Origin of the sequence: Embleya sp. NPDC050154, assembly GCF_044460165.1 — a bacterium.
GTDB lineage: Bacteria > Actinomycetota > Actinomycetes > Streptomycetales > Streptomycetaceae > Embleya.
Genome location: NZ_JBITJP010000001.1, coordinates 323,334 through 348,202 on the forward strand (window position 1 = coordinate 323,334; position 24,869 = coordinate 348,202).

Here is a 24,869-nt window from a genome sequence, read left to right on the forward strand (position 1 = left end):
ACCGTGGGAGATGTGGATGGACGAGAACACCTGGGAACAGATCAACCGGCTCCGCCGCTGGTTGGACGAGAACGCCGGCGAGCAGACCGAGCGGGAACGCACGCTGCTGCGCGTGCTCAAGGTCGGCGAGGAGTACGGCGAGGTCGCGGAGGCCCTGCACGGGGCTCTCGCCGCGAACCCGAGGAAGGGCGCGTCGCACTCGTGGGATGACGTGCGGAAGGAGTTGGTGGACGTCGCGGTGACGACGTTGGTAGCACTCGCGACACTCACCCCCGACGCGCGGAACGTCTTCGACGAGCGGCTCAACGGTCTCGTGGATCGCGTCCTGTCGCCGTCCGCCGGGTCCTCGTAGAGCCGGGCGCGAGAGGGAACGGGTGGCCCGGGGGATGGGGCAGCATCGGCTCTGCTGGGTCTTGCTCAAATGAGCGTGACGAACGCTCGAGCTCCCCCGTTAACCGTGGACAGACGCGTTTCGGCCATCGCCGAGGCGTGTCGGGCCCCACCCGCCCTTCGGGGCTGCGGTGGCCGGCGGGTGGCCGTGCTCCGCAAAGCTGGTGGGCCCGCTGAGCAGGGGCTCGGCGCCGATTCGGCGCCGGGCCCCTTTGCTTGTTCGAAGGTTCGCCCGCCCGTGCACCCATGGGCGCACGGGCCTGTGCCGATCCGGGTAGTGTCGGGCTGGAACGGGCCGAGACGTGCCGGGACGGGTTCGCGTTAGTCGAGGTCGCGGCATTTGCGCAGGTCAGGCGGGGTTCCGCGCGAGGGGAGGACACCCGGATGCACGCGCTGGGCGCGAAGGTGGACGGCGAGCTGGTGGGCATCACCCACTTCCTCGTGCACGCCAGCACGACGGCGCCCGACGTGTGCTATCTCCAGGACCTGTTCACCGCACCGAAGGCCCGGGGCAAGGGGGTTGCGGGCGCGTTGATCGCCGCGGTGGCCGATTGGGCCCGCGAACGCGAGTGCTCGCGGGTGTACTGGTCGACCCACCAGGACAACGCCACGGCCCGCCGGCTCTACGACCGGGTGGGGCTGAACCGGGGCTTCGTGCTGTACCAGATCACCCTCTGAGGGCACCGGGCACCGGGCACCGGGCCCGGGGCCCAGGGCACCGGCGACGCCGGGACGCCGGGCGCGGCGTGTGCGGCTACGGCGCGAGTCGGGCGGCGAGCAGCGCGGGGGCCTCGGCCAGGGACGGGCCGTACCAGGTGAGGTGGCGGCCGCTGACGAGTGCGGCCGGGACGCCGGGGAACGCCTCGGGGCCGTCGTCCGCGCTGAACGCGTAGGGTTCGTCCGGCAGGACCACCAGATCCGGTGCGGCGGCCCGCAGTTCCTCCAACGGGATCCCGGGCCAGCGCTCGGGGTGGGACGCGAAGACGTTCACGACGCCGAAGCGGGCGAGGACGTCGCCGGCGAAGGTGTCCCGGCCGGCCACCATCCAGGGACGGCGCCACACCGGGATGATCGCCCGTCGCGGCGGCGGAGCCGGCGGCAGCGCGGCCCACGCGGCGCGGCAGCGGTCGAGCCAGGGCGGGACGGGCAGCCGGCACCCGATCGCGAGCATGCGTTCGAGCGCGGTGAACGCCTCGTCCAGGCCGCGAACCCGGGTAACCCACACGGCGATTCCGGCGGCTCGCAGCGCGGCCAGATCCACCGCGCGGTTCTCCTCCTCGTTGGCCAGGACCAGGTCCGGGGCGAGCGCGCGAATCGTGTCCAGGTCGGGGTTCTTGGTACCGCGCACCCGGACCACGTCCAGCTCGGCGGGATGCGTGCACCAGTCGGTGGCGCCGACCAACAATCCGGGCGCGCTCGCCGCGACCGCCTCGGTGAGCGAGGGCACCAGCGAGACCACCCGACGGACGTCGTCCGGTACGGGCACGCTCAGGTCGAGGTCGTCACGCATACGCCGACCCTACGACCGCGCGGGCGCGGGACGCCCGGGCACCGGGGCGGTCGTCGCGCCGCGGGCTCGCGTCACGGGCGCGCCCGGTAGCTGCGCAGCCACATCCGCACGCCGTCGTCGACGATCCGCCCGATCTCGGCGGAGGTGACCTCGTGCAGGCCGTCCCGGGAGCGATGGATCGCCTCGTGCGCGGTGAGCAGGACCAACTGGTGTGTCGCCAGGGGCACATCGGGAATGTCCAGGACGCCCGCCTCGACGTACTTGCCGATCTCGCGGGCCACCGCCTCGTCGAAGGCCGGGCGGGGCCGGGCCCATTCCTCGGCCAGTTCGGGATGACGCCACTGCTCGGCCACTATCACCCGCCGCAGGGCCACCATCTCCCGATCCAGCACGAGTTCGGTCCAGATCCGGGCCGCCGCGCGCAGGTCGTGCTCCAGGTCGCCCGACTCGTGGAAGAGCGCGGCGAAGCGGGCGACGGAACGATTCGCCGCGTCCCGCTGGGCCGTCTCGACAACCGCGACGAACAGCGTCTTCTTGTCGCCGAAGTGGTTGTACACGGTCTGCTTGGAGGCGCCCGCCTCGGCGGCGATCACATCGACGCTCGTATCGGTGAAGCCGTACCGCAGAAACACCCGCTTGGCCGCCTCGACGATGGCTTGGCGCTTGTCGGGTCGCCCCGGCCGCGCGGCGGGACGCGGCGACTGCCCGGCCGATCCGGTATCCCGTCGGCCTTGACCACTTGGACTCATGCGTCCAATACTAGCGGAGCAGTATTTTTACTGGACGGTCCAGTCAACAAATTCGGTCGACACCCGGGAGCAGCCGTGTCGTCACCCTCCTTGCCTGGAGGCGCGCAGCGTGATGGCCCTGTTCTCGATCCTGCTCACCACGCTGCTCTATCTCGGCTGCACGCTGTACCCGTGGAGCACACTGGGCACGATCCGCTGGGTCCAGACCGTATCCCTGCTCAATCCGCTGACCTACGTGAGCGAGGGCTTCCGCGCCGCGGTCACGCCGGCCGATCACCTCGGGCGGTATGTCGTGTATCCGGTGCTGCTCGGCCGCACCGCACCGCTGCTCGGGCGGGAAGTCCACCATTTCCGGCGCCGGGTGGTGGGCCGAGTCGGGTGGGTGCGGACCGCCGGCCCGTGGACCACGGGGAACCCGGGCCCGGTCGGCGGTCGGGGCCTCTCCTAGGGTGGGTTCCATGAGCACACGCACGGAAAGCAGCACCTCGGACGACGCGGCCGGCGCCGAGGGACGCTTCGACACCGGGCTGTTCGACGCACTGCGCGCGGACGCGATAGCCGACGTCACGAGTCTGCGCGAGTTGTACGAACAACCCGGCGCGGCCGCGGCCGCCAAGGAGATGGACCGGCTCACCGAGAAGACCCGCGCGCTGGTCGGCTGCGCGTCGCTGGTCTTCGTCGCCAGCACGGACGCGCAGGGCCGCTGCGACGTGACCCCGCGCGGCGGCCCGGCCGGCTTCGTCACCGTGCTGGACGACCGCACCCTGGTGATCCCCGACGCCACCGGCAACAAGCGCCTGGACACGCTGCACAACGTGCTGGAGACCGGCCGGGTCGGGCTGCTGTTCGTGATTCCCGGGCGCACCACCACACTGCGCGCCAACGGCCGCGCGTGCGTGTCGGCGCGGCCGGAGTTGCTGGAGCAGTTGACCCCCGTGGGCAAGCCGCCGGTGAGCGCCCTCGTGGTCGAGGTGGACGAGGTCTACCCGCACTGCCCCAAGGCACTGCTGCGCAGTTCGGCCTGGAAGCCGGAGGGCTGGCTGCCCGCCGACGCGCAGCCGAGTTCCGCCGAGGTGACGCTGGCCCAACTGCGGATGCCCGGGTTGACCATCGAGGACATCCGGCAGGCGGAGGCGGACTCGCTCAAGTACCGCTACGAATAGCCGAAGGGGTCGGCGGGTGGGGGCCGGCCGCTGCGGGGTTGGCACCGGACCGGACCGGGAATCCGCCTCCCGTTTTCGAGTGACGGACCCGCGGAGGACTTCGAGACCTTGGAGTACATCACGTGAACGCGCTGCCACCCGCCGATCCCACCGTGCTGCACCCGATGCCGGGGCAGCGGCGCGTGGTGCTGCTCAAGCCGTTGGTGACGTCGCCATTGATCGAGGTCGGGGAATTCTCGTACTACGACGACCCGGACGATCCCACCGCGTTCGAGACCCGCAACGTGCTCTACCACTACGGCCCGGATCGACTGGTGATCGGCCGGTTCTGCGCGCTGGGCGAGGGCGTACGGTTCATCATGAACGGCGCCAACCACCGGATGGACGGCCCCTCGACGTTTCCCTTTCCGATCATGGGTGGGTCCTGGGCCGAGCACTTCGACCTGATCACCGGCCTCCCGGGTCGCGGTGACACGGTGGTCGGCAACGACGTGTGGTTCGGCTACCGGTCCACCGTGATGCCGGGCGTACGCATCGGCCACGGCGCGATCGTCGCCTCGGGCGCGGTGGTGGTCGACGACGTCCCCGACTACACGATCGTCGGCGGCAATCCGGCCCGCCCGATCCGCACCCGACACAGTCCCGAAGACATCACCCGTCTGCTCGAACTGGCCTGGTGGGACTGGCCGATCGAGCACATCACCCGGCACCTGCGCACCGTCATGTCCGGCACGGTCGCCGAACTGGCGGCGGTCGCCCCCACCCCGACCGACTGATCGGCCGCCGCGCCCCGGAAACCTTCGCCGGGTCGCGGCGTGTCGCGCCTGTTTTGCGCCGCACCCACGGCGCGCCCCGCACCGCCCGTACCGCGCCGCCCCTGCACCGGGGCGCGGCGCGGGCTCATGTCGCGGGCGGGACGGCCGCGAGCAGGGCGTGGGCCAGGTGGCGGGCCCGAGTGGCCGGGGCCGGGGTGCGCTCGCGGAGCGCGGTGACGATGGCGCCGTCCATCAGGAGGGCGAATCGGCTTGCCTGGACGGCCGGTTCGGCGATTTCGGCGGCGGTCAGGAGTTGTTCCAGGTAGTCGACCACGTGTTCCTTGTGGGCCGCCGCGACCCGATGTGCCGGGCTGTCCGGGTCGGCCGACTCGATCATCGTGTTGATGAACGCGCAGCCCCGGAAGTCCTCCCGCTCGAAGCGCTCGGCGAGCGCGTCGAAGACGGTGAGCGGATGCCCGCCCAGGGCCTCGACCCGTTCGGCGAGCCAGCTTCGCCACCGCCGGTCACGGGCCTCCAGGACGGCGACCACGAGGTCGTCCTTGCTCGGGAAGTGCCGATACATCGAGGCCCGGCCCACGCCGGACTCGGCCAGGATGCGCTCGACGCCGACGGCACGGATGCCCTCGGCATAGAAGAGTTCCTCGGCGGTGGCGAGCAGGCGGTCGCGGGCGTTGACGGGCACGTTCGGATCCTAACTCCTCTTGACCGAAAACGGTACCGATCAGTACCGTCTGCGAAACGGCACCGATCGGTACCGTTTGGGTTTCGAGGCTCTCGGGAGTCCGCATGTCGTCCACACCCACCACGACCACACCCCCGGCGGTCGCCGCCGAGGAGACCGACGGCGGGGAACTCCTCGCCCGGGTCGCCCGCCAACTCGGCCGGGTACCGAACCTGTACGCCGCGCTCGCGAGCGGCCCGGCCGCGCTGGAGGGCTACCTCGCGATGCGCGACCACCTCACCCGAGGCGTGCTGCCACCGCGCCTGCGGGAGCAGCTCGCGCTGCTGATCGCCCAGGAGAACGAGTGCACCTACTGCGTCAGCGCGCACTCCTTCCGCGGCGGCCTGATCGGGCTGACCGAGCAGGAGCTGCGGGCCACCCGCGACGGGCACGACGCGGATCCGCACACCGACGCCGTCCTGGGCCTGGCCCGGGCGATCCTGCGCACCCGGGGCCGGGTCGCCGAGCCGGACCGCGCGGCGGCCCGCGCGGCCGGGGTCACCGAGGCCGAACAGGCCGAGATCGTCGCGCACATCGCGCTGAACACGCTGTCCAACTACTACAACCACCTGGCCCGGCCGGAGCTGGACTTCCCGGAGGTGCAGGCATGACCTCGCACCGCACCTGGCTGGACGCGTCCGTCGAGCTCGTCGACGGCTACCCGGTGATCGGCGCCGACGGCGAGTCCACTGTCTTCGTGCCGAACGCCCGGGTCGCCTTCGAGGGCGGGTTCGCACACCTGGACATCCCCGGCACCGGCGTCGTCCAGATCGTCTCGGCGCCTGCCGTACGCCGGATCACCCACCGGATCGAGCCGACGGCGAGCTGACCCCGCGGTGGCGCGCCGGCCGGTACGGGAGTCCGGCCGGCGCGCCCGTCCCGGGCAACAGCGGCATGCGCGTCGTCGCGGTCGGGTAATCGCGATGAGTTTTCCCGACCGATCGCGATGAGTTCTTCCGACCATTCGAGTCCACCCCTCGAGGACCCGCTGGACTCGTAGTGGACCCGCGGTGGATTTCGGACCGGAATCGAACGACGACGCGCGGCACCGCCGCAGAGGAGTCACCCCATGACACTGGACCTGCAATCGCCGGCCGCGACCATCGCCCGGCTCGCGGACGGGATCGAGGACGAACGACTCGACGATCCGACGCCGTGTACGCAATACAGGATCCGGGATCTGCTTTCCCACCTGGTCGGGCTGACCGCCGCGTTCCGCGACGCGGCGCGCAAGGAGTTCGGCCCGTCGACGCAGACCGCACCCGGTGGCACGATGCCCGCCCTGGATCCGCGGTGGCGCGATCTGCTGTCTCGGCAGTTGCCCGAGATGGTGGACGCCTGGCGCAAGCCGGACGCGTGGGAGGGCGAGACCCAGGCCGGTGGCGTGACGTTGCCCGCCGAGATCATGGGCCTGGTCGCACACAACGAACTCGTCCTGCACGGCTGGGACCTGGCCCGCGCGCTGGGCCGGGACTACACGGTGGACACCGCGAACCTGGAGGCGTCCCTGGCCTTCCTCACCCCGCCGCCGGACGCCGACCACTCCGTCGACGCCCCCGTGGACGCCCAGGGCCTGTTCGCCCGCGCGGTGCCGCTGCCTGCCGACGCTCCGCTGCTCGACCGCGTGGTGGCCATGGCCGGACGAGCCCCGAACTGGCCTGCGGCGGAGTAGGCGCGGGCCGCGACGGGCGGGCGGATCGTACCGGCCGGATCGCTGCGGAGTCGCCCGCCCGCGCCGCGTCCGCCGAACGCTCGTGCGCCTCGGCCAGGTCCTCCTCCGTCGGCGCGTCGTCCTGGGTCAGCCGCGGTCGCCAGTAGCCCGCGAACTCGATCCGCCCCTTGGCCAGGCCGCGTTCGTCCACCAGGTGTCGGCGCGGCGCCCGCACCACACCGGCCTCGCCCGCGATCCAGGCCCGCACCGAGCCGCCGGGCAGCTCCGCACCGCGCACCACGCCCAACAGCACGTCGCGGTCCCCGGGCGGGACTTCGCCGCGATGCAGCCAGTGCACGGTGAGTTCGGCTCGGCTCGCGAAGTGTTGATCCTCGGCCGCGTCGGCCACCTCGGCGTACACGATCGCGCGAGCGCCCGCCGGCAGCGATGCCAGGATCGAGCCGATCGCGGGCAGCGCGGTCTCGTCGCCGACGAGGAGGTACGTATCGGCGGCGCCGAGCGGGCGGGCGTAGCTCGCCGACGGGCCGCAGCGGCCCAGCATGTCGCCGGGCCGGGCCGTCCGGGCCCGAGAATCCAAGGGTTCGAGAGAGACCGAGAGCCCGCTACGAACCGCCGGGGCGGCGGCCGGGTAGCGTGCGAGGCGTACCGGATCTTCCGGGAGCACGGACCGCGAAGGGAACGAGCCGCACGATGACGCCGCAAGCGCAGAGCCCGCACGAGGACACGGTGCTGGTCGATCGGGTCGGCCCGGCGGGTCGACTCGGACGGATCACGCTGAACCGCCCGCGCGCGATCAACGCGCTCGACCACCCGATGGTGCGCCGGATGCACGCCGCGCTCGCGGAATGGGCGGGCGACGACGAGGTCGCCGCGGTGTTGGTGACCGGAGCCGGCGAGCGCGGGCTCTGCGCGGGTGGCGACATCCGGGCGATCCGTGCCGACGCACTCGTGGGCGGGCACGCGGCGCGCGAGTTCTGGCGGGACGAATACCTGCTCAACGCGCGGATCGCGGCCTACCCGAAGCCCTACGTGGCGATCATGGACGGCGTGGTGATGGGCGGCGGCGTCGGCGTCTCCGCACACGGCGACGTCCGGATCGTCACCGAACGCTCGACGGTTGCCATGCCGGAGACCGGGATCGGCTTCGTGCCCGACGTCGGCGGCACCTACCTGCTCTCCCGCGCGCCCGGCGAACTGGGCACGCATCTGGCGCTGACCGCCGGGCCGATCGGCGCCGCCGACGCGATCCTGTGCGGGCTCGCCGACCACTTCGTACCGGTCGACCGGTTGCCGGCGCTGCTCGACGCGCTCGCCGCCGAGGACCCGGCCGATGCCGCCGCACGCCACGCCGAGATCGCGCCGGCGGGCGAACTGGCCGAGCGGCGCGAGTGGATCGACGCGTGCTACGCGGCGGACAGCGTCGAGGAGATCATGGACCGGCTGCTCGGCAGCGGCGAGCCGGCCGCGAAGGAGGCCGCCGAATCGATCGCCGGGAAGTCGCCGACGTCGCTCAAGGTCACCCTGGCCGCGCTGCGCCGGGCCCGGGAGTTGGATTCGCTGGCTCTCGTGTTGGACCAGGAGTATCGGGTCTCGTGCGCGTCGCTGGCCACGGCGGACCTGGTCGAGGGCATCCGCGCGCAGGTGGTGGACAAGGACCGTGATCCGCGCTGGTCGCCCGCGACGTTGGCGCAGGTCGGTCCGGCCGAGGTCGCGGCGTTCTTCGCGCCGCTGGGTGAACGGGAGTTGGGGTTGGCGGCGACGACCCGCTGAGCGCTGCGTCGCCGGTCGGTTCGTCCGTCGCCGACTCGACGGGCCCATCCGGCCGCGGGCCGCGGTGCAACGTGGCCCCGGCGAGCGACACCTGTCCCAGGGATGCCTGAGCCACCTTAGGCACCCGCCGGGCGGGAGTGGCCCGGCGGATGCGGCATCCGCCCGATGTCGGCGACCCGACTGGCCCGCGAGGCTGTGACCACGAGCCGGACGCACCGGGTCGGAGGAACGGGAGCGGGTCATGGTCGAGTACGACATGTTCAAGGCACGTGAGCGCGAGATCCTCGCCGGCGCGGAGCAGGCACGAGTGCGGCAGGCGGGGTGGCGGGCGCGCCGGGCCGAGGCGAAGGCGCGCCGGGCCGAGCGTGTGGGGGCGGCGGCGCTGGCCACCCTCGCGGTGACGAGGTAGGCGACGTGCACCGGCAGTTGCACCTCTTGGCTCGGTGAGCACCGGGAGCACCGGGAGCACCGGGAGCACCGGGAGCACCGGGAGCACCGGGAGCACCGGGAGCACCGGGAGCACCGGGAGCACCGGGAGCACGCCCAACGGCGCTTCGTGGCAGGTCTGTTCCCGTCGCGCGGCGGGTGTCCTCGGGCGCCGCCGAGCATGGCCCGTGGTCGGCTCTTCCCGCGCGACGACTCCCGTGGGAGAGTGATCGCCGCACGCGCCGAACCCCGGATGGGCACGATAGAGGTGTGGAACTGTGTCGGTCCTCGATCTCACTCCAGAGCGCATCGCCGAGGATACGCGGTACCTGCTTCGTGACATCCCGCCCGACCGCACGATTTTGCTGCATTCATCGCTCAGAGCCTTTCTGGAGCCCCTGTCCGCCCGGGAAGCGACCCGCGGTCGTGACGGTGCGGGTCCCGGTGTCGTACGGTCGGGCCCCGAGGCCGATATGGCGAAGGTCGTCGTGGACGGGGTCGTCGACGGCCTGGGACGCGACGCCACCCTTGCCGTACCGACCTTCACCTCCTGGAACTCGCTGACCTCGCACGCCTATCGGGCCGCGGTCGAGGGGAAGACCCCCGAGGAGCGCGCCCGCATCGAAGCCGCCCTGCCCGCTTTCGATCCCGCAACCACCCCGTCGGAGGAGGTCGGCTTCCTGACCGAGGTGATCCGGCGGCGCGGATTTCGCAGCAGACATCCACAGACGTCGTTTGCCGCCATCGGGAAACGTGGTCGCGAAATTGTCGACGGTCACGACCCGCGCAGTCACTTGGGCGAGGCTTCCCCGCTCGGCGCCCTGTACCGAACGCCGAACACCCACATTCTCATGGCGGGCACCGACTGGGACACGTGCACGGCCTTCCACCTGGCGGAGTACAAGCGGGAGAATCCACAGGAGCGGCACTACCAGACTCGGGTGTACAGCCCGCTCAACGGTCGCGGTGAATTCACCCAGTACCGCGACGTGGTCCTTGACGACAGTGACTTCATGGGCATCGGCAAAGCCTTCATGGAACACGGTGCCGGCCTCACGAAGGGTGGCTTCATCGGAGGCGCGAAATGCCTTTTGGTGCCCTTCAAACCGGCCGTCGACTTTGCGGTTCGGTACATGGAAGAGAATCGTGTACCGCTCGCGCCGGAGGACCTGAGGAAATTCACGATGCAGCGGGACCTGGTCGACGGGTATACCCAGACCAAAGAGTTCTCGCAGGAGCGGCAGAGCTTTCTGCTCCGCCCGGTGGGGGCGCGTATTTCGTCGAAGCAGCTCGGGTTGACCATGACGCCCGCGTCCGAGGCGCTGCGAACGCCCCGGAAGGACCTCAGTCACCGCGATCGGGTGACCGACCAGAGCCCGGCCTACCGAGCCGCGGTGTCGCGCCCCCGGGAAATCTCCTCGGAGTGAGTCCGGCCGCCCGGGTCCGCCGTGGGCTTCGCTTTCACGGCGTCGGTTCGGGTGTGCGCGGGCCCCGCCGGGTGATCACGCGGGTGGTTGTGGTGGTGGGCAGAATCGGGGGTGGTTCGGTGGGCTCCGGCACCGGCCCCGGCAGCGGGCGAGGGGTCCGCCCCGGGCCGAACTCGAGCGCGATCACGTGTTCGCGCAGGGTGCGGTCGAGCAGGACGACGGAGGCCGCCTCGGGTACGACCGCGCCGCCCTGTACGGACAGCGCCAGCAACAACTGCGCCAGACCGCGCCGGTGTTTGTCGAAGACCCGCCCGGGGACCCAGCGCCCGCGCCGCTCCTGGCCGGCCAGCGCGTCGGCCGCGTCCACCGCGAGCAGTACCAGGTGAAGTTCGCGCCGCTGTCGGCCGGCGGATCGGGCCAGCCAGCGGCGCATCCAGGGTCTGCTGCCGCAGTCGTGCACCAGCACCGGTCCGCCGCCGCGCACCTGCGTGCGCAGCCGCCGCACGTGTTGCAGTCGCACCCACGGCCGATAGACCGCGTACGGCAGCCAGCCGGGCATCCGGGTCTGATATTCGACGTGCACCGTGCGCGGGTCGATCACCGTCGCCGATCGGGACCAGCGGTGCAGCAACGTGCTCTTGCCACTGCCGGGCAGCCCGGAGACCACCACCACCGAGTCGCTCGGGTAGCCCAATACGGCGGGCCCGCGCTCGCGTCCGCGCAGGTCCACCATCCCGCGCGGGCGCAGCGGCAGGCCGGGATCGGCCGGCGGTTTTTCCCGCGCGTCCGTCCGGTCCGGCCTGTGCGGCTCGCCCACTGTCGCCTCCCCCACAAGCGGACATCCTCACAGGTCGCGCCGCCTGCGGGGCAGCCGGGGCCGCCAACGATAATCATCGTCGACGGCCGCCGCCGCGTGGGAGTGGACGCGCCCGGCCACCGCCCGGTCACCCGGTCGGTGGCCGGCCCGGACTTCCGCACGTGCCCGCCGACCGGACCGGCGAGCGGGGCCCCAGGATGTTCAGCCCGTCTTCGCCTCCCGCGGCTCGTGCCGGTCCCCGTCCCGGATCAGCCACGTGCACAACACCGCCGCCGCGAACGCCAGGACGGACATCAGCAGGCACATCTGTGCCAGGCCCGCCGTGAACGCCTCGCGGGCGCTGTCCAGCGCGGCCGGATGCTCGGACAGCGGCTCGAACCGGCCGGAGACCACGCCGTCCCGAGCCTGGTCGACGGCGCCCTCGGGCACCCCGCCGCGCGCCGGCACGTCGCCGCCCAGTTCGTCCCCCACCCGTGCGGTCAGCAGCGCGCCGGCGGCGGCGACGCCGATCGAAGTGCCCAGCGGGAAGAACATGTCGGTCGCACCGGAGGCCCGGGCGGCCGCGGCCGGGGACGCGGCCTGAACGTGGCTGCGGGGCGGAGTCGGGCGCGACGCGGAGCGGAAAGCGGGGCCGGGCGCGGAACCGGGTGGGCCGCCTCCGACGGATGGCGAGGCGGTGGCGCTGAGGGCGCGGTGCGCTTATGGCCGAGTCGGAGTGCGTGGCCGGGCCGTTCGTGGGCGCGGCTCATGCGGCGAAGCAGCACGGTCCACACGACGGCGGGCCGGTGCGCGGCGGCGTCGGGCATCGGCGCGGACCGGACCCGGTCTCAAGCGCAGTGCGGTGCGTGAGGGCGGGCGACTGCGGCGGTGGTGCCGGGGGCGGCGTGGTGGGTGGGAGTGGGGCCGTCAGTGGTCCTTGACGGTCAGGCCCAGGAGATGCGCGAAGGCGGGCGCCAGGGTGAGGAGTTGGGCGGTGTTGATGGTGGCGCCGCGTAGCGCTTCGAGGCCGGACGCGATGTCGAGGGCGCCGGCCTCGCGCAGGTCGACCCGGGTCATTCGGGCGCCGTCCAGGCGGGCCCGCTCCAGGGTCGAGCCGGGGAAGCCCACGTCGGTCAGGGTCGCGCCGGCGAAGTCGACGTCGCGGAGCAGGCAGTCCACGAAGGTGACCTCGCGCAGCTTGGTCTGCCGCAGGTTGACCGAGTCGAACTTGCACTGATGAAAGACCACCCGCCGCATCGTGGCACCGAAGACCTCGGTCCCGGCCAGTACGCACGCGGTGAACTCGGCGTCCATCCACGCGGTCTCCGCGAAGTCGACCCCCACGACGCGCGCGCCGTGCAGCCACACGTCGTCGAACCGGGCCCGCCGGTACCGGCCGCCGGTGAACGTGACCGCCGAGAACGCCGACGACGTGAACGCGGAGCCGCCGCCCTCCACCTCCACGAAGGCATCGCCGTCGAAGTGCGCGAGTTCGTGGTCGCCGTCCCGGTCGAGTTCGCCCTCGAACGCCACGAGGCGGTGTGCGTAGGGCAGTTGCGCGAGTTCACGCGGGGTGCGGGCACGCATCGGAATCCTCCATGGACGCATCGTCGGGACCGGGTCCCACTGGCGACTCCCACCCGCGACAGTGCATCGTTCGGCCGGGGCGGGAGTGCCCCATGCCTATCGTGCGACGCGCCGTTTCACCGAATCGTCGAGGCGCGTACGAGGGTCGATCGGATAGCGCCGTACCGATGCGAAGGCAGTCGTAAATCACCCCATTTCAGCGCCGAAGGACACCTGTAATTCTTGTCACTCCCCGCCATCGGCTGCCCGGCCGGCCGCCTTCCGAGCCCTCGCCACAACCCGACCGAGCGTCCCACCAGGGCTGTTGCCGCACTGTCGAGCGCACGGCGGCCGCGAACGTGCCCTCCGCGCCGAGTTCGCTGAAAACGATTCTGCGGCCGAGGTGCCGTTGCCGGTCCGGCTCGCTTCACGGTCATCCGTGTGTCAGGAGGGGAACGGGGCCAGTGGTGGTTCTGCGCTGGCGGCCAGGGCCTCGATGCGCGCGGCGATGCCGTCCAGGGATCGATCGGGGGTCTGGGTGTAGATGTGCAGGGCGTACGCCTCGCGTTCGTCGGGGCCCTGGCGCAGGTGGGCCGGCGTCGCGGCGAAGGCCCGCAGACCCTGGCCGCCGGCGGCCGGTTGCTCGCAGAGTTCGCTCATGTCCAATGCGGACACACCCCCGCCGCGGAACGGTCGTCCTCGATCGCGATCGGCGACATCGCCCCAGCGAACAGCACGTGGTAAGCCGCCATCGCCTCGACGCCCAGGCCGCTGCGGGCCGGCAGCGCGACACCGTGGTCGATGATCGGCAGCGCGGCCGGCACGTTCGGCCCACGCAGCGCGAGCCGCCGCGCGACCCCGGGATAGGCGCGCAGGATCGGCCGGGCGGCCAACAACAACTCGCGGAACCATTCCCGCCACGGCAGATCGGGATCGAGCACCGGGAAGCGGGCCACGACCTCCTCGCCCACCGCGTGTGCCACCGCGTCCCGATCACCCACGTGGTGCTGGAGCACCTGCGGCCACGAGTCGAGCGCGGTGGCCCGACTCCGGATCGTCCAGCCCTCCACCCCACCTCGGCGGTCAACGCGGTGGCCACACGCACGACCCGATCCCGCGTCACCGGCTGGTTCGAGCGCACCGGCGTAAGCCTGGCCTTGGGCACGACAACCACACCCTGACCACTCGGATCGACACCCACGACCCACCCAAACCACGGGACGCCCACACCCACCCCGGGCGGCCGGGCCGACACCCACGATGGAGCGTCACGGATCCCGCGCCGCCCCCACCGGCCACTTCCCGCTCGCGCCCACGCGAACCGGACCCACGCCGACCCACGACCCACACGTCTCCGAACCACGCCGACGCGGCCACGCCCACCGACACCCGACGGCCCGCACCCTACGCACCGACGTACCGCCCCGACGCCCTCTCGTGTCCCGTGGGCGCCCGGGCCCTAGGGTCGTGGGTATCGAATCGAGACTCGGGAGAGTGGGTGTGGGCGTGGGCGCGCGTGTGGTGGCGGTGAGCCGGGAAGCGGAGCATCGGTTCACGAAGGCGAATGTGGAGAGCATTCGGCTGTTGGCCGGACTCGGAGTCGAGGGCGATGCCCATCTCGGGGTCACCGTGCAACATCGTTCCCGGGTCGCGGCCGACCCCACGCAGCCCAATCTGCGTCAGGTCCACCTGATCCACGCCGAGTTGTTCGAGGAACTGGCCGAGGCCGGCTTCACCGTCGCGGCGGGCGAGTTGGGCGAGAACGTCACCACCCGCGGGGTCGACCTGCTCGGTCTGCCCACCGGGACGCTGCTGCGCCTGGGCGCCGAAGCCGTGGTCGAGGTGACCGGGCTGCGCAACCCGTGTCCGCAGATCAACGCCTTCCAGGACGGCCTGCTCAACGCCGTCGTCGGCCGCGACGAGGCGGGCGGCATCGTCCGCAAGGCGGGCATCATGGCCATCGTGCGCACCGGTGGCGACATCCGGCCCGGCGACGCGATCGCCGTCGAGTTGCCCGCGCCACCCCACCGCGCACTCGAACGCGTCTGAGCGACCCACTCGCCCGGCACCGAGTTCCGGAACGCCGCCAGGGCGATCAAGGTCGCGGCCATCCACCCCACGGCCCACCCCACCGGCCCGCGCCGGTGGTGGTGTTCTCCACGCTGCTCGGCGCCGCCGTCGGTGTCGCCGCCGGATGGCGCGGCGGCCTGCTCGACTCGCTGCTCTCGCGCGGGTCGGAACTCACCCTCGCCTTTCCCGGGTTGCTCCTGGCGATCCTGATCGTGTCGGTGAACGGCGAGGGATTGATGGCACCGGTCGTCGCGCTGGCGATCGCGTACTTCCCGTAACGTGAGTCGGCTGACCCGCTCGCTCGTGCTCGCCGAACGCGAACGCCCCTACATCGCCGCGTACAAGGTGCAGGGCCACTCCGGGGCGCAGATCTGCCTGCGGCACGTGATCCCCAACATCGCGCCGGTGGTGCCGGCGCAGTCCACCGTCAACTTCGGGTACGCCTTGATCGACCTGGCCGGCCTGTCCTTCCTCGGCCTCGGCGTGCCCGCCCTCACCCCCGACTGGGGACGCATGGTCTTCGACGGCAAATCCGCCATCCAGAGCGGTTGTCCGCTCTCGGCAATCGTCCCGTGTGTGGTGATCGTCCTGACCGTTGTCGCCTTCAACGTCGTCGGCGAGCGCTGGGCCGACCGAGTAGCCGGGAGGCGGCGGTGAGCACACTCGACATCCGCGGGCTGCGGCTGCGGCTCCCGCACACCGCCCGCCCGGTCCTGGACGGCGTCGACCTGAGCGTCGGGGCGTCCGACACGGTCGCGCTGGTTCGGTGCCGCGCCCCGGCTGGGATCCTCGGGCGATCGGCGTGGCCCGGCGCGCACTGGCGGCGCAGGACGCCCGACCCGACGAGGCCGCCTGACCGCGGCAGGTGGAGGTCGCCTCAGTACACGTCTCGGACGTACCTTCGTTCGCCCGCGAGTTGCCGCACGTACGCCTCGGCGTCGTCCTCGGACAGGCCACCGTGCGCCGTGGCGATCTCGCGCAGCGCGCGGTCGACGTCCTTGGCCATCCGGCCCGCGTCGCCGCAGACGTAGAAGTGCGCTCCGCGTTGGAGCCAGTCCCACAGTCTGGGTCCGTGCTCACGCATCCGGTCCTGGACGTAGATCTTGGCCCGTTGGTCGCGGGAGAATGCCAGGTCGAGGCGTTCCAGTCGGCCGGTGCGCCGGAATTCGGCGAGCTCGTCGCGGTAGTAGAAGTCGGTCGCCCGGCGCTGCTCGCCGAAGAACAGCCAGTTCGGGCCCGGGTGGCCGCGTGCCTCGCGGTCGGCCAGGAAGCCGAGGAATGGCGCCACCCCGGTGCCCGGGCCGACCATGATGGCCGGTGCCAGCGGGTCGACCGGCGGCCGGAAGTGCGGCGCGCGCCGGACGAAGATCGACACCGGACCGCCGGCCGCGGCGGCCTCGGCCAGATAGGTCGAGCACACCCCCTTGCGCACGGCGCCGGCCTCGTTGCGGTAGCGCACCACCGACACCGTGATCCGAATCTCGTGGGGGTGGGCCAGTGGGCTGGACGAGATCGAGTACATCCGCGGCTCCAACCGGCGAAGCACACCGGCCCATTCGTCCGCCGCGGCACGGATCGGGAAGGCTTCCAGGACATCGACCGCCTGTCGACCCCAGCTCCACTTGGCCAGTTCGCCCCGGTTGTCCGCGCGGAGCAACCGCGCCAGGTCCCGGTCGCGGGTGCGATCGGCGACGAACCGCAACAGTTCCGGGGTGATCCGGGTGATCTCCAACCGCGTCCGCAACGCCTCGCCGAGCGGTAGTTCGCCCAGGTCGGGCAGGGTGATCGGCGCCGTCGGGTCCAGACCGGTCGCGGCCAGCCACTCGGCCACGGTCTCGGGGTGGTTGACCGGCCATATCCCGAGCGCGTCCCCCGGCGCGTATTCCAGGGCGGCCTGCTCGCCGCCTCCGCGCGCGTCGAAGACGAACTCCCGCACCTCCTTGGCGGATCCGGGCAGCCCGAGCAGCCGATCGCCGATCAGTGGAGCGGGAAAGGGCGTCGCCTTCGAGTAGCCGAGGCCGGCGGGCGGCGCGGTGGGAGGTGCACTCGCGGGCGCGGGCGGCACGGCGGTGGTCGAGAGTGGGCCGGCCGCGTCCGCGGCCGGCGAGCCCGGTGCGCCATCGCCGGTCAGGGCCGCGACCACTCGCTCCAGCCACTGCGCGGCGGTCCGCTCGTAGTCGGGTTCGCAATCGGCGCGCGGGGTGATCCGGGTGCCGCCGAGTTCGGCGAACCGCTCGTCGAGCCGCCGCCCGTGCGCACAGAAGTCGCTGTAGCCGGAGTCGCCGAGGGCGAGCACGCCGTAGCGCAACCCGTCCAGCCGGGGCCGCCCGTCCACGGCGAGCGCGGCCCAGAACCCGGCCCCGCCGTCCGGTGCCTCACCGTCGCCGAAGGTGCTGGTGATCATCAGTACGGGCACGCCGATCGGCAGCGAATCGGGGGTGCGGTCGGCCATCTCCACCACGCTCGGCCGCAGGCCCGCCTCGGTCAGCCGGCGCGCGGTCGCGCCGGCGACGTCCTCGGCGTTGCCGGTCTGCGAGGCCCACAACACCAGCACGTCGTGGTCGTCATCCGCCGCCGCCGGTGCCGCCGGCCCGGGTTCGGTCGCCGGCTCCGGTCGGTGGGCGGGCTCGGGTCGGAGCGCCGGCTCGGCGTCCGCGCCGGAGAACATCCCGGCCAGATACCCGTTGACCCAGGTCACCCGCTCCGGCGCGATCGGGGAGCGCGCCGGCAGCACCGGGACGCGGGCGGCTCCGACCGTCGCCAGGGAGCGCGTCGCGCCGGCCATGAACCCGGCCAGGTAACGTCGTTCCTCGTCGGTGAACACGGGCGGCGCGAGGTCCACGAAATCGCCGAACCCGGCCGGTTCGCCGCCGCCCGGCGACGCCGCGGGCTGTTGCTCCGGTACCGGGTGCGCCTTTCCGGACTCGGTTCGGGACGGCCCGGCCACCTTGGTCAACGCCACCGCGCAGGCCTTGAATTCGGGCTGGAAGGAGATCGGGTCGACCGCGTCGTTGGTGACCGCGTTGATGCCGAGGTACTCGCCGAACCGGTCGTTCCAGTGGAACGGCGCGAAACAATCGCCGGGCCGGACGCGGTCGCTCACCTGAGCGGGCAGTACCGCGCGCCCGCGCCGGGAGGCCACCTCGACCCGATCGCCCGCCGCGACGCCCAGCGCGCGTGCGTCCTCCGGGTGGATCTCGACGAACGGACCGGGGTTGAGCCGATTGAGGGTGGCGATCGTGCCGGTCTTGGTCATGGTGTGCCACTGGTGCGGTAGTCGTCCGGTATTGAGCACCATCGGGTAGTCGTCGTCCGGCAGTTCGGCCGGCGGCAGGTGCGGCCGGGCGAAGAACGCCGCCCGACCGCCGGGCCTCGGAAAGCGCAACCGCGGCCGGCCGACCGCCGTCGGTGTGTCGTCTTGGACCAGGTAGCGGATCGGGTTCCGGTCCGGGCCGTCGGGAGCCGAACTCGGCCACTGCACGGGCGTATCGCGCAGTCGCCGGTAACCGACCCCGCGCAGGTCGTAGCCGGTGGTCGGGTTCCACGCCCGCTTCAGCTCCTCGAACACCTCCTCGGCGCTGTCGTAGTCGAAGGCGTCGGCGAACCCCATCTCGCTCGCCACCCGGGCGATGATCCGCCAGTCCGGCAGCGCCTCGCCGACCGGATCGGCGGCCTGCCGGGAAAGGGTGAGGTTGCGCTCGGAGTTGACCATGACACCCTCGGTCTCCGCCCACATCGCGGCCGGCAACACCACGTCGGCGTAGGCGTTGGTCTCGGTGTCCGCGAACACGTCCTGGACGACCACGAATTCGGCCGCCTCCAGACCCGCGATCACGGTCGCGCGGTTCGCCACCGAGGCGACCGGGTTGGTGCAGATGATCCAGCACGCCTTGATCTCGCCGGCGGCCATCCGGGTGAACATGTCCACCGTGCCCAGACCCGGTTCCGGCCGCAGCGTGCCCGGCGGCACACCCCACAGGTCCTCGACGAACTCCCGCTCCTCGGCCACCATGACCGAGCGCTGGCCGGGCAGTCCCGGCCCCATGTAGCCCATCTCCCGCCCGCCCATCGCGTTCGGCTGACCGGTCAGCGAGAGCGGGCCGCTGCCCGGTCGGCAGATCGCGCCGGTGGCGAGGTGCAGGTTGCACAGCGCGTTGGTGTTCCAGGTGCCGTGCGTGCTCTGGTTGAGCCCCATCGTCCAACAGCTCGTCCACTCCCCCGCCGCGCCGATCCAGCGCGCGGCCTGCCGGATGTCCGCCTCCGGGATGCCGGTGATCTCGGCGACCCGGGCGGGCGGATAGTCCCGCAGGAAGTCGGGCATCACCTCCCAGCCCTCGGTGAACTCGGCGATGAACGCGGGATCGGTGTCGCCGTTTTCCACCAGCAGGTGCAACAGACCGTTCAACAGCGCGAGGTCGGTGCCGGGCTTGATCCGCAGGAACAGATCGGCCTTGTCGGCGGTGGCGGTGCGGCGCGGGTCCACCACGATCAGCTTGGCGCCGGCCCGGACCCGATCCATCATCCGCAGGAACAGGATCGGGTGGCAGTCGGCCATGTTCGCGCCGATCACGAAGAACACGTCGGCGTGCTCGAAGTCCTGGTACGAGCCGGGCGGTCCGTCGGCGCCGAGGGAGAGCTTGTAGCCGCTGCCCGCGCTGGCCATGCACAGCCGGGAGTTCGACTCGATCAGGTTGGTCCCGACGAAGCCCTTGGCCAGCTTGTTGGCCAAGTATTGGGCCTCCAGGGTGAGTTGGCCGGAGACGTAGAAGGACAGCGCGTCCGGCCCGTGTGCGTCCAGGATCTCCCGCAGTCGCCGTGCGGTCGCGCCGATCGCGGCGTCCACGCCGGTCGGCACGGGCGGCGCGCCGCGGTCGTCCCGGACCAGGGCAGTGCCCAGTCGGCCCGGCGCGGCGAGCAGATCGGCGCTGGTGGCACCCTTCGTACACAACCGACCGCGGTTGGTCGGATGCTTGCTGTCACCACGGGCCTTGACCACGGTGCGGCGTCCGGTCGCGGTGTCGATGGTGACGTCGAGCAGCATGCCGCAGCCCACGCCGCAGTAGGAGCAGACGGTCCGCACGGTGGTGTCGGCTGCCTGGGGAACCGTTGCCGACACGGGCGTTCCTCCTCGTCGTTCGGGTTGTTCGGGTTGTTCGGGCCGTTCGGGCCGTTCGGGTTGTTCGGGTCGTTCGGGCCGTTCGGGCCGTTCGGGCCGTTCGGGCCGTTCGGGCCGTTCGGGCCTCAGAGGCTCGATATGCCGTTACGCGGAGCGCGCACGTGGTCTCGGCCCATGGCGGGGTGAAGCCCACGTTCCGGACGCTAGAGAGCGGTGGTTTCGGCGGCGTGACACACCTCGGCGTCGGGGGTTACGTCGATCGCACGGGCGCGATGGCCGGACGGTGAGGCGCGCCACGTACCCGGTGTGGCGATCCGCCGCGCGGGGGCGCTCCGTAACGCGTCGAGGACTCTCGGTCGATTCACGAGTTGTCGTGACGATACGGCGCATCGCCCGCGCCGGGAGCATGGCGCCGCAAACGCCGGCCCGGTTCGGTCGGCGGTGGGGACGGTGGGATGGGCTCGAAGGACGGGGCGCGGGATCCGGATCCGTCCGCGGCGGGCGCCGTACGGATCGGCCGCGGACGATACCGCTTCCCGTCCTCCGCCGCGATTGCCCGCGCGAGACGCCGGCGGATCGGACGAGGAATCGGCCCACGAGGACCCGCCGGACGGCGAGTACGCCGGCGCGCCGCGCCCTCCTCGCCGGCGGGTCGGCACGGTGTCCTCGACGCGGCGCCGGCGTTCGTCGACGGGTGCGACCGCGAGCGCGCCGGCCCGGCAGCCCCGCCACGTCCGGGCGCACGAGCACCTTCGCGAACCGCGATTCGTGGGTGATCGGCCACGGCGCCGGCCATTGCCGATCCGTCTCGGCCGCGTACGCACCGGCGAACTCGGCCCTTGTTCGCGCGTGTTCGATCCGGATGGACGCCCCGCTCCCCGGGCCGCGCCGGGGAGTTGGGGGCGATGCCTCGGCGGATCAACTCCGCGCGGGTCGAGACGCCGAGCTTGCGGCGAGCGTCAGGACTCCTGCCCCTGCTGCCCGGCGAGCAGCGCGGCGAGCGCCGCGACGATGTGCGCGTCGGTGGTGGCCTTGTCCACGCCCAGGCCGGCGAGCACGCCCGTGCCGTCCTCGAACTCCAGCAGGGCGAGCAGGAGGTGCTCGGTGCCGACGTAGTTGTGCCCGAGCCGCAGCGCCTCGCGGAAGGTCAACTCCAGTACCTTGCGCGCCGACGCGTCGTACGGAATCAGGTCCGGTACCCGCTCGGCGGTCGGCGGCAGCACGGCGACGACCGCCTCCCGAAGGGCCTCCGGGGTCACGCCCTGGGCGACCAGGGCCCGCCCGGCCAGGCCCGCCGGCTCGGCGAGCAGTCCCAGCACCAGGTGTGCCGGACCGATCTCGGAGTTGCCCGCCGCCCGGGCCTCGTTCTGCGCCGCCACCACCACGTTGCGGGCCCGGTCGGTGAACCGGCCGAAGCCCTGGCTCGGATCGAGGTCGGCCTCGCCGGACGCCTTCGCGACGAAGCGCTTCTGTGCCGCCTGCTTGGTGACGCCCATGCTCGTACCGATGTCCTTCCAGGACGCGCCCGATCGACGCGCCTGGTCCACGAAGTGCCCGATCAGATGGTCGGCCAACTCCCCGAGGTGGTCCGAGACGAGTACCGCGTCGGACAACTGCCGGAGGGCGTCGGGATGGGTCTGCTTGATGCTCTCGATGAGGTCGTCGAGCCGCACCGGATTCGTCATGCGCACAGGATTCTCCATGCGTCAACCATAGGTTGACGATCATGGTTCGTCAACCAACAGTTGACGCCTGATCCCATCCGCTCTCCTACCCGCTCTCCTCCCCCGATTCCGCCGCGCCCTTCCGCTCGCCCGCGCCCGTCCCGCCTCCCGCGTCCTTCCCGTCCCCCGCGCCTGCCGGCCCGTCCAGCATCGAGCGTGCCGAGCGGACCTCCCGGCGCACGTCGGTGAGCGCGTCGCGCGGGTCCTCGGCGGCGGCCGGCCGCGCCGCCCGATCGGGCGCGTCACCGCTGCGCATCGAGGCGGCCAGCGCGCGCAGTTCGGCGGCCATGTGCGCGGCCGCCTCGGGCGAGGGCGGCGGCGCGCCGTGCGCGGTGTGTACCGCCGCCGCCGTGCCGGTGTCGATCACCCGCTCGACCGCGACGATCAGCGGCCACCACGCCGCGGCCCGCGCGCCGGCCGGCGGCGGCTCGCCCAGCGCACGCTGGAACTCGGTACGCACGTCGGACAGATCGCGGTAGATCCGCCGCCGGGTCCGCGCCCGCGCGGCCTGATCGGTCTTCTCGTCGAACGCGCACTCGATGTACTGCGCGGTATCCTCGACCGCCGTGGCCAGTCGGGCGCCGACCCGGGTGTGCCAGCTCTCCGGCCACAACGCGTAGCCCGCCACCAACACGATCGCGCAGCCGATCAGACTGTCCACCAGGCGCGGCGCGAGCAGCCCGACGCCCTGATGCCCGAGCAGGTCGGACAGGATCAGGATCAGCGGGGTGATCACCGCGGTCTGATAGCCGTAGCCGCGTCGGGAGAGGATCGGCAACGCCGCCGCGAGCACGACCACGACCGGCACCTCCCACCAGCCACGCGGCACGAACTCCAGGATCACGCCCGCCACCACCAGCCCCGCCGCCGTGCCCAGCGCGCGCAGCAGGGCGCGGGAGAAGACCGAACCGAAATCCGGCTTGAGCACGAAGGTGACGGTCAGCGGCACCCAGTACGAGCGCGGTACGTCCACCACGGACACCAGCACCTGGGCCACCCCGATGCACAGGGTCAGCCGCAGGCCGTAGCGCCAGGACTCCGCCGACACCAGCAGGTTCCGCGCGCCGGCGGCCACCCGTTCGGGCAGCGTTCCGGGCCGGCCGACCCGGTCGGGGGTGCGGTACGCGCCGGACAACGTCTCGTGCGCGTGCTCGATGGCGGCGGCGACCGCACGGTCCGCGGGGTCGGTCGCGGCGCTGCGCGGAGCCGCGCCGGTGGGCACCGTGCCGCCGCAGACCGCCGCCGCGATCTCCCGTACCGTGTCCACGTCCGCCTCGCCCACCCGCCGGTCGTCGGCGTGTACCGCAGTGGCCGCCTCGACCAGCAGGCCGACCGAGTTCAGCAGCGCGACCAGGCGCGACATGCCGCGGCTGCGGCCGGGCGCCACCGCGCGGCGGCCGAGCAGCAGGTCGTACGCGTGGTTGAGGGTCGCCGTCACCTCGGCCCGGGCCGTCTCCCACTCGGCGGTACCCGCCGCGGCGAGCAGATTCGCGGTCGCGTCGTACGCGTCGGCGACGGCGGCCCGTTCGGGAACGCGCGAGCGCGCGGGCCAGGCGAGCAGCGCCATCACCAGGACCAGCCCGGCCCCGACCAGCGTCAACATCGGCGCCCGCCACCACGGCGAGGGCATCGGCAGGCCCGCCCCGATCACCGCCATCAACAGCAGGTTCAGCCCGGACGCGGAGGCCACCGCGCCGATCGTGCTGATCATCCCGGCGACCAGGGCGAGCACGGTCAGCATCGCGACGGCCGACCAGCCGTGGCCGAACTGCGCGCTGCCGAGCGCGAGTCCGATCGCGCCCACGATCTGCGGCACCGCGATGTTGAGGACGCGCAGCCGGTAGGCGTCCGCGGTGTCCCCGAACACCGCGCCGAGCGCGCCGATGGACACCAACGCGCCGGACGCGCTGTCGCCGACGGCCACCCCGACCGCGAGCGGCGCCGCGATGCCGATCGCGGCCCGTACCGCGGCGGCCTTGGGCATCGGACCGGGGGTGGCGCGCAGTGTCAGGGTGAGCCACTCGGGCGGCGCGAGCCGACCCGGGCGGGCCGCGCCGTCGGCGCTCTCCGTACCCTCGGCGCGCCGGTCACCGCTCGGATCCTCACGTTCGGTCATGGTCATCACAGGATCCCGAACGAGACGAGGCAAACGGACAAGGCGCGCGGCGCCGGACGAGTGCGGCATTCCGCTACGCGGACCACGGTACCGATCGCCTGCCGCGCGCCGACGACCGCCCCGCCCCGCCCGCGCGTCGCCCGGCCAAGCGCTCAGCCCGACGCGGACTTGCGCGCGTGAACGAAGAGTTGTTCCTCGGGCCCGGCCTCGGGGTGGTTCGGCCGGAAGACGGTGACCGCGTGGTGGACGATCTCCAGGCCGGTCGCGCGCAGCCGTACGAGCAGTTCGTCGGTGCCGTGGCTGGTCACCCGCGCCCGGTGACCCAGCCACAGGATCTCCACGCCGTCCGCCTCGGCCGGTACCGTCGCGAACGCGAGCAGCCCGCCGGGGGCCAGCCGCGCGCCGAGGCGGTCCAGTTGGGCGTCCAGATCGGCCCTGGGGAGTTGAAGGAACGGGAAGAACGCGCACACCGCGTCCCACGCGCCGTCGTCGTCGACCAGATCGCGCGCGTCCAGTTGCTCGAACGTCGCGCTCTCGACCTGGGTCCGGGCCAGGTCGACCATCGTCGCCGAGACATCGATCCCGGTCACCCGATGACCGGCCGCGGCCAGCCGTTCGGCGGTCGGCCGCCCGGTTCCGGAACCGATGTCGAGCACCTTCGAGCCGGGCGGGAGTTCGGCGATCAGCCAGTCCAGCGCGGCCAGTTGCTCGGGCAACCCGGCGAAGGCGGTCTCGTACGCGGCCCCGACGGCGTCGAACAGGGCGGCGGCCGGGGACTCGGCGCCGTGGGCCAGCGGCGAGTGCGAAGCAGGTTCGGGGCTCATGGGAGAGGGCGTCCTAATCCTTGAGTAAGTGGTCCCGATCTTCTCGCGCGAAA

At 72.4% G+C, this 24,869-nt stretch carries 26 protein-coding genes and 1 pseudogene; 14 read left to right on the forward strand and 13 right to left on the reverse strand.

The window, feature by feature from the left end; genetic code table 11:
* The first annotated feature begins 16 nt into the window (after positions 1–16).
* Both ACIBSV_RS01435 and ACIBSV_RS01440 read left to right on the forward strand, forming a co-directional pair.
* Complete coding sequence (locus tag ACIBSV_RS01435; protein WP_395858847.1) at positions 17–352, forward strand: MazG-like family protein; 336 nt, start codon at positions 17–19, stop codon at positions 350–352.
* 284 nt (positions 353–636) lie between these two features.
* Positions 637–1,068 (forward strand): GNAT family N-acetyltransferase, encoded by a 432-nt coding sequence (locus ACIBSV_RS01440; RefSeq protein WP_395858848.1) that lies wholly within the window; start codon positions 637–639, stop codon positions 1,066–1,068.
* A gap of 76 nt (positions 1,069–1,144) precedes the next feature.
* Here the strand turns inward: ACIBSV_RS01440 and ACIBSV_RS01445 are convergent, their stop codons facing one another.
* Positions 1,145–1,900 (reverse strand): helical backbone metal receptor, encoded by a 756-nt coding sequence (locus ACIBSV_RS01445; RefSeq protein WP_395858849.1) that lies wholly within the window; start codon positions 1,898–1,900, stop codon positions 1,145–1,147.
* A 71-nt stretch (positions 1,901–1,971) separates the two neighbouring features.
* Positions 1,972–2,649, reverse strand: a complete 678-nt coding sequence (locus tag ACIBSV_RS01450; protein WP_395858850.1) for a TetR/AcrR family transcriptional regulator — start codon at positions 2,647–2,649, stop codon at positions 1,972–1,974.
* A gap of 112 nt (positions 2,650–2,761) precedes the next feature.
* Between ACIBSV_RS01450 and ACIBSV_RS01455 the strand changes: the two genes are divergently transcribed.
* From ACIBSV_RS01455 to ACIBSV_RS01465, 3 genes are all read left to right on the forward strand, one after another.
* Complete coding sequence (locus ACIBSV_RS01455) at positions 2,762–3,097, forward strand: hypothetical protein (RefSeq protein ID WP_395858851.1); 336 nt, start codon at positions 2,762–2,764, stop codon at positions 3,095–3,097.
* Positions 3,098–3,107: 10 nt separating this feature from the next.
* Entirely contained in the window at positions 3,108–3,812 is a 705-nt protein-coding gene (locus tag ACIBSV_RS01460) for an MSMEG_1061 family FMN-dependent PPOX-type flavoprotein (protein ID WP_395858852.1), read from the forward strand.
* Between the two features lie 164 nt (positions 3,813–3,976).
* Positions 3,977–4,588 carry a CatB-related O-acetyltransferase gene (locus tag ACIBSV_RS01465; RefSeq protein ID WP_395859310.1) on the forward strand — a complete coding sequence of 204 codons (612 nt, stop codon included), beginning with the start codon at positions 3,977–3,979 and terminating at the stop codon, positions 4,586–4,588.
* A gap of 124 nt (positions 4,589–4,712) precedes the next feature.
* Here the strand turns inward: ACIBSV_RS01465 and ACIBSV_RS01470 are convergent, their stop codons facing one another.
* Complete coding sequence (locus tag ACIBSV_RS01470) at positions 4,713–5,270, reverse strand: TetR/AcrR family transcriptional regulator (protein ID WP_395858853.1); 558 nt, start codon at positions 5,268–5,270, stop codon at positions 4,713–4,715.
* Positions 5,271–5,374: 104 nt separating this feature from the next.
* On the opposite strand from ACIBSV_RS01470, the gene ACIBSV_RS01475 reads away from it, so the two are divergent.
* The 3 genes from ACIBSV_RS01475 (at position 5,375) to ACIBSV_RS01485 (ending at position 6,981) form a co-directional block, all read left to right on the forward strand.
* The gene (locus ACIBSV_RS01475; RefSeq protein ID WP_395858854.1) at positions 5,375–5,920 is read left to right on the forward strand and encodes a carboxymuconolactone decarboxylase family protein; all 546 of its coding nucleotides are present in this window, start codon (positions 5,375–5,377) and stop codon (positions 5,918–5,920) included.
* Positions 5,917–6,138 carry a hypothetical protein gene (locus ACIBSV_RS01480; protein ID WP_395858855.1) on the forward strand — a complete coding sequence of 74 codons (222 nt, stop codon included), beginning with the start codon at positions 5,917–5,919 and terminating at the stop codon, positions 6,136–6,138. The genes ACIBSV_RS01475 and ACIBSV_RS01480 overlap by 4 nt, the downstream gene beginning before the upstream one ends.
* Before the next feature lie 240 nt (positions 6,139–6,378).
* Positions 6,379–6,981 (forward strand): TIGR03086 family metal-binding protein, encoded by a 603-nt coding sequence (locus tag ACIBSV_RS01485; protein ID WP_395858856.1) that lies wholly within the window; start codon positions 6,379–6,381, stop codon positions 6,979–6,981.
* 148 nt (positions 6,982–7,129) lie between these two features.
* Here the strand turns inward: ACIBSV_RS01485 and ACIBSV_RS01490 are convergent.
* Positions 7,130–7,522 (reverse strand): annotated as a pseudogene (locus ACIBSV_RS01490) (siderophore-interacting protein); the annotation flags it as partial.
* A 149-nt stretch (positions 7,523–7,671) separates the two neighbouring features.
* Here ACIBSV_RS01490 and ACIBSV_RS01495 point away from each other — a divergent pair.
* The 3 genes from ACIBSV_RS01495 to ACIBSV_RS01505 all read left to right on the forward strand — a co-directional run bounded on the left by ACIBSV_RS01495 (position 7,672) and on the right by ACIBSV_RS01505 (position 10,604).
* Positions 7,672–8,751: an enoyl-CoA hydratase/isomerase family protein gene (locus ACIBSV_RS01495; protein WP_395858857.1), complete on the forward strand. Its 1,080-nt coding sequence runs from the start codon at positions 7,672–7,674 to the stop codon at positions 8,749–8,751.
* 241 nt (positions 8,752–8,992) lie between these two features.
* Positions 8,993–9,160, forward strand: coding sequence for a hypothetical protein (locus ACIBSV_RS01500; protein ID WP_395858858.1), 168 nt, complete (start codon positions 8,993–8,995; stop codon positions 9,158–9,160).
* A 295-nt stretch (positions 9,161–9,455) separates the two neighbouring features.
* Positions 9,456–10,604, forward strand: coding sequence for an aminoglycoside N(3)-acetyltransferase (locus tag ACIBSV_RS01505; protein WP_395858860.1), 1,149 nt, complete (start codon positions 9,456–9,458; stop codon positions 10,602–10,604).
* A gap of 34 nt (positions 10,605–10,638) precedes the next feature.
* Here ACIBSV_RS01505 and ACIBSV_RS01510 read toward each other — a convergent pair whose 3' ends face one another.
* From ACIBSV_RS01510 to ACIBSV_RS01530, 5 genes are all read right to left on the reverse strand, one after another.
* The gene (locus tag ACIBSV_RS01510) at positions 10,639–11,421 is read right to left on the reverse strand and encodes an AAA family ATPase (protein ID WP_395858861.1); all 783 of its coding nucleotides are present in this window, start codon (positions 11,419–11,421) and stop codon (positions 10,639–10,641) included.
* A 201-nt stretch (positions 11,422–11,622) separates the two neighbouring features.
* A complete protein-coding gene (locus tag ACIBSV_RS01515) occupies positions 11,623–11,955 on the reverse strand; it encodes a hypothetical protein (RefSeq protein ID WP_395858862.1) in 333 nt (110 codons plus the stop codon).
* A 372-nt stretch (positions 11,956–12,327) separates the two neighbouring features.
* Positions 12,328–12,987 carry a pentapeptide repeat-containing protein gene (locus tag ACIBSV_RS01520; protein ID WP_395858863.1) on the reverse strand — a complete coding sequence of 220 codons (660 nt, stop codon included), beginning with the start codon at positions 12,985–12,987 and terminating at the stop codon, positions 12,328–12,330.
* 423 nt (positions 12,988–13,410) lie between these two features.
* Positions 13,411–13,626: a hypothetical protein gene (locus ACIBSV_RS01525; RefSeq protein WP_395858864.1), complete on the reverse strand. Its 216-nt coding sequence runs from the start codon at positions 13,624–13,626 to the stop codon at positions 13,411–13,413.
* Positions 13,623–14,036, reverse strand: a complete 414-nt coding sequence (locus tag ACIBSV_RS01530) for a hypothetical protein (RefSeq protein ID WP_395858865.1) — start codon at positions 14,034–14,036, stop codon at positions 13,623–13,625. The genes ACIBSV_RS01525 and ACIBSV_RS01530 overlap by 4 nt, the downstream gene beginning before the upstream one ends.
* Positions 14,037–14,484: 448 nt before the next feature.
* Between ACIBSV_RS01530 and ACIBSV_RS01535 the strand changes: the two genes are divergently transcribed.
* From ACIBSV_RS01535 to ACIBSV_RS01545, 3 genes are all read left to right on the forward strand, one after another.
* On the forward strand, positions 14,485–15,015 hold the full coding sequence (locus ACIBSV_RS01535) for an MOSC domain-containing protein (protein ID WP_395859311.1): 531 nt from the start codon (positions 14,485–14,487) through the stop codon (positions 15,013–15,015).
* Positions 15,016–15,110: 95 nt separating this feature from the next.
* A complete protein-coding gene (locus ACIBSV_RS01540) occupies positions 15,111–15,314 on the forward strand; it encodes a hypothetical protein (protein WP_395858866.1) in 204 nt (67 codons plus the stop codon).
* A 1-nt stretch (position 15,315) separates the two neighbouring features.
* Positions 15,316–15,693: an ABC transporter permease gene (locus ACIBSV_RS01545; RefSeq protein ID WP_395858867.1), complete on the forward strand. Its 378-nt coding sequence runs from the start codon at positions 15,316–15,318 to the stop codon at positions 15,691–15,693.
* A gap of 220 nt (positions 15,694–15,913) precedes the next feature.
* Here the strand turns inward: ACIBSV_RS01545 and ACIBSV_RS01550 are convergent, their stop codons facing one another.
* The 4 genes from ACIBSV_RS01550 to ACIBSV_RS01565 form a co-directional block, all read right to left on the reverse strand.
* Positions 15,914–20,152: a molybdopterin-dependent oxidoreductase gene (locus ACIBSV_RS01550; protein ID WP_395858868.1), complete on the reverse strand. Its 4,239-nt coding sequence runs from the start codon at positions 20,150–20,152 to the stop codon at positions 15,914–15,916.
* Between the two features lie 959 nt (positions 20,153–21,111).
* Entirely contained in the window at positions 21,112–21,855 is a 744-nt protein-coding gene (locus ACIBSV_RS01555; RefSeq protein ID WP_395858869.1) for a Clp protease N-terminal domain-containing protein, read from the reverse strand.
* Positions 21,856–21,922: 67 nt separating this feature from the next.
* Entirely contained in the window at positions 21,923–23,998 is a 2,076-nt protein-coding gene (locus ACIBSV_RS01560; protein ID WP_395858870.1) for an FUSC family protein, read from the reverse strand.
* Positions 23,999–24,144: 146 nt separating this feature from the next.
* Complete coding sequence (locus ACIBSV_RS01565; protein ID WP_395858871.1) at positions 24,145–24,816, reverse strand: class I SAM-dependent DNA methyltransferase; 672 nt, start codon at positions 24,814–24,816, stop codon at positions 24,145–24,147.
* Positions 24,817–24,869: the final 53 nt, after the last annotated feature.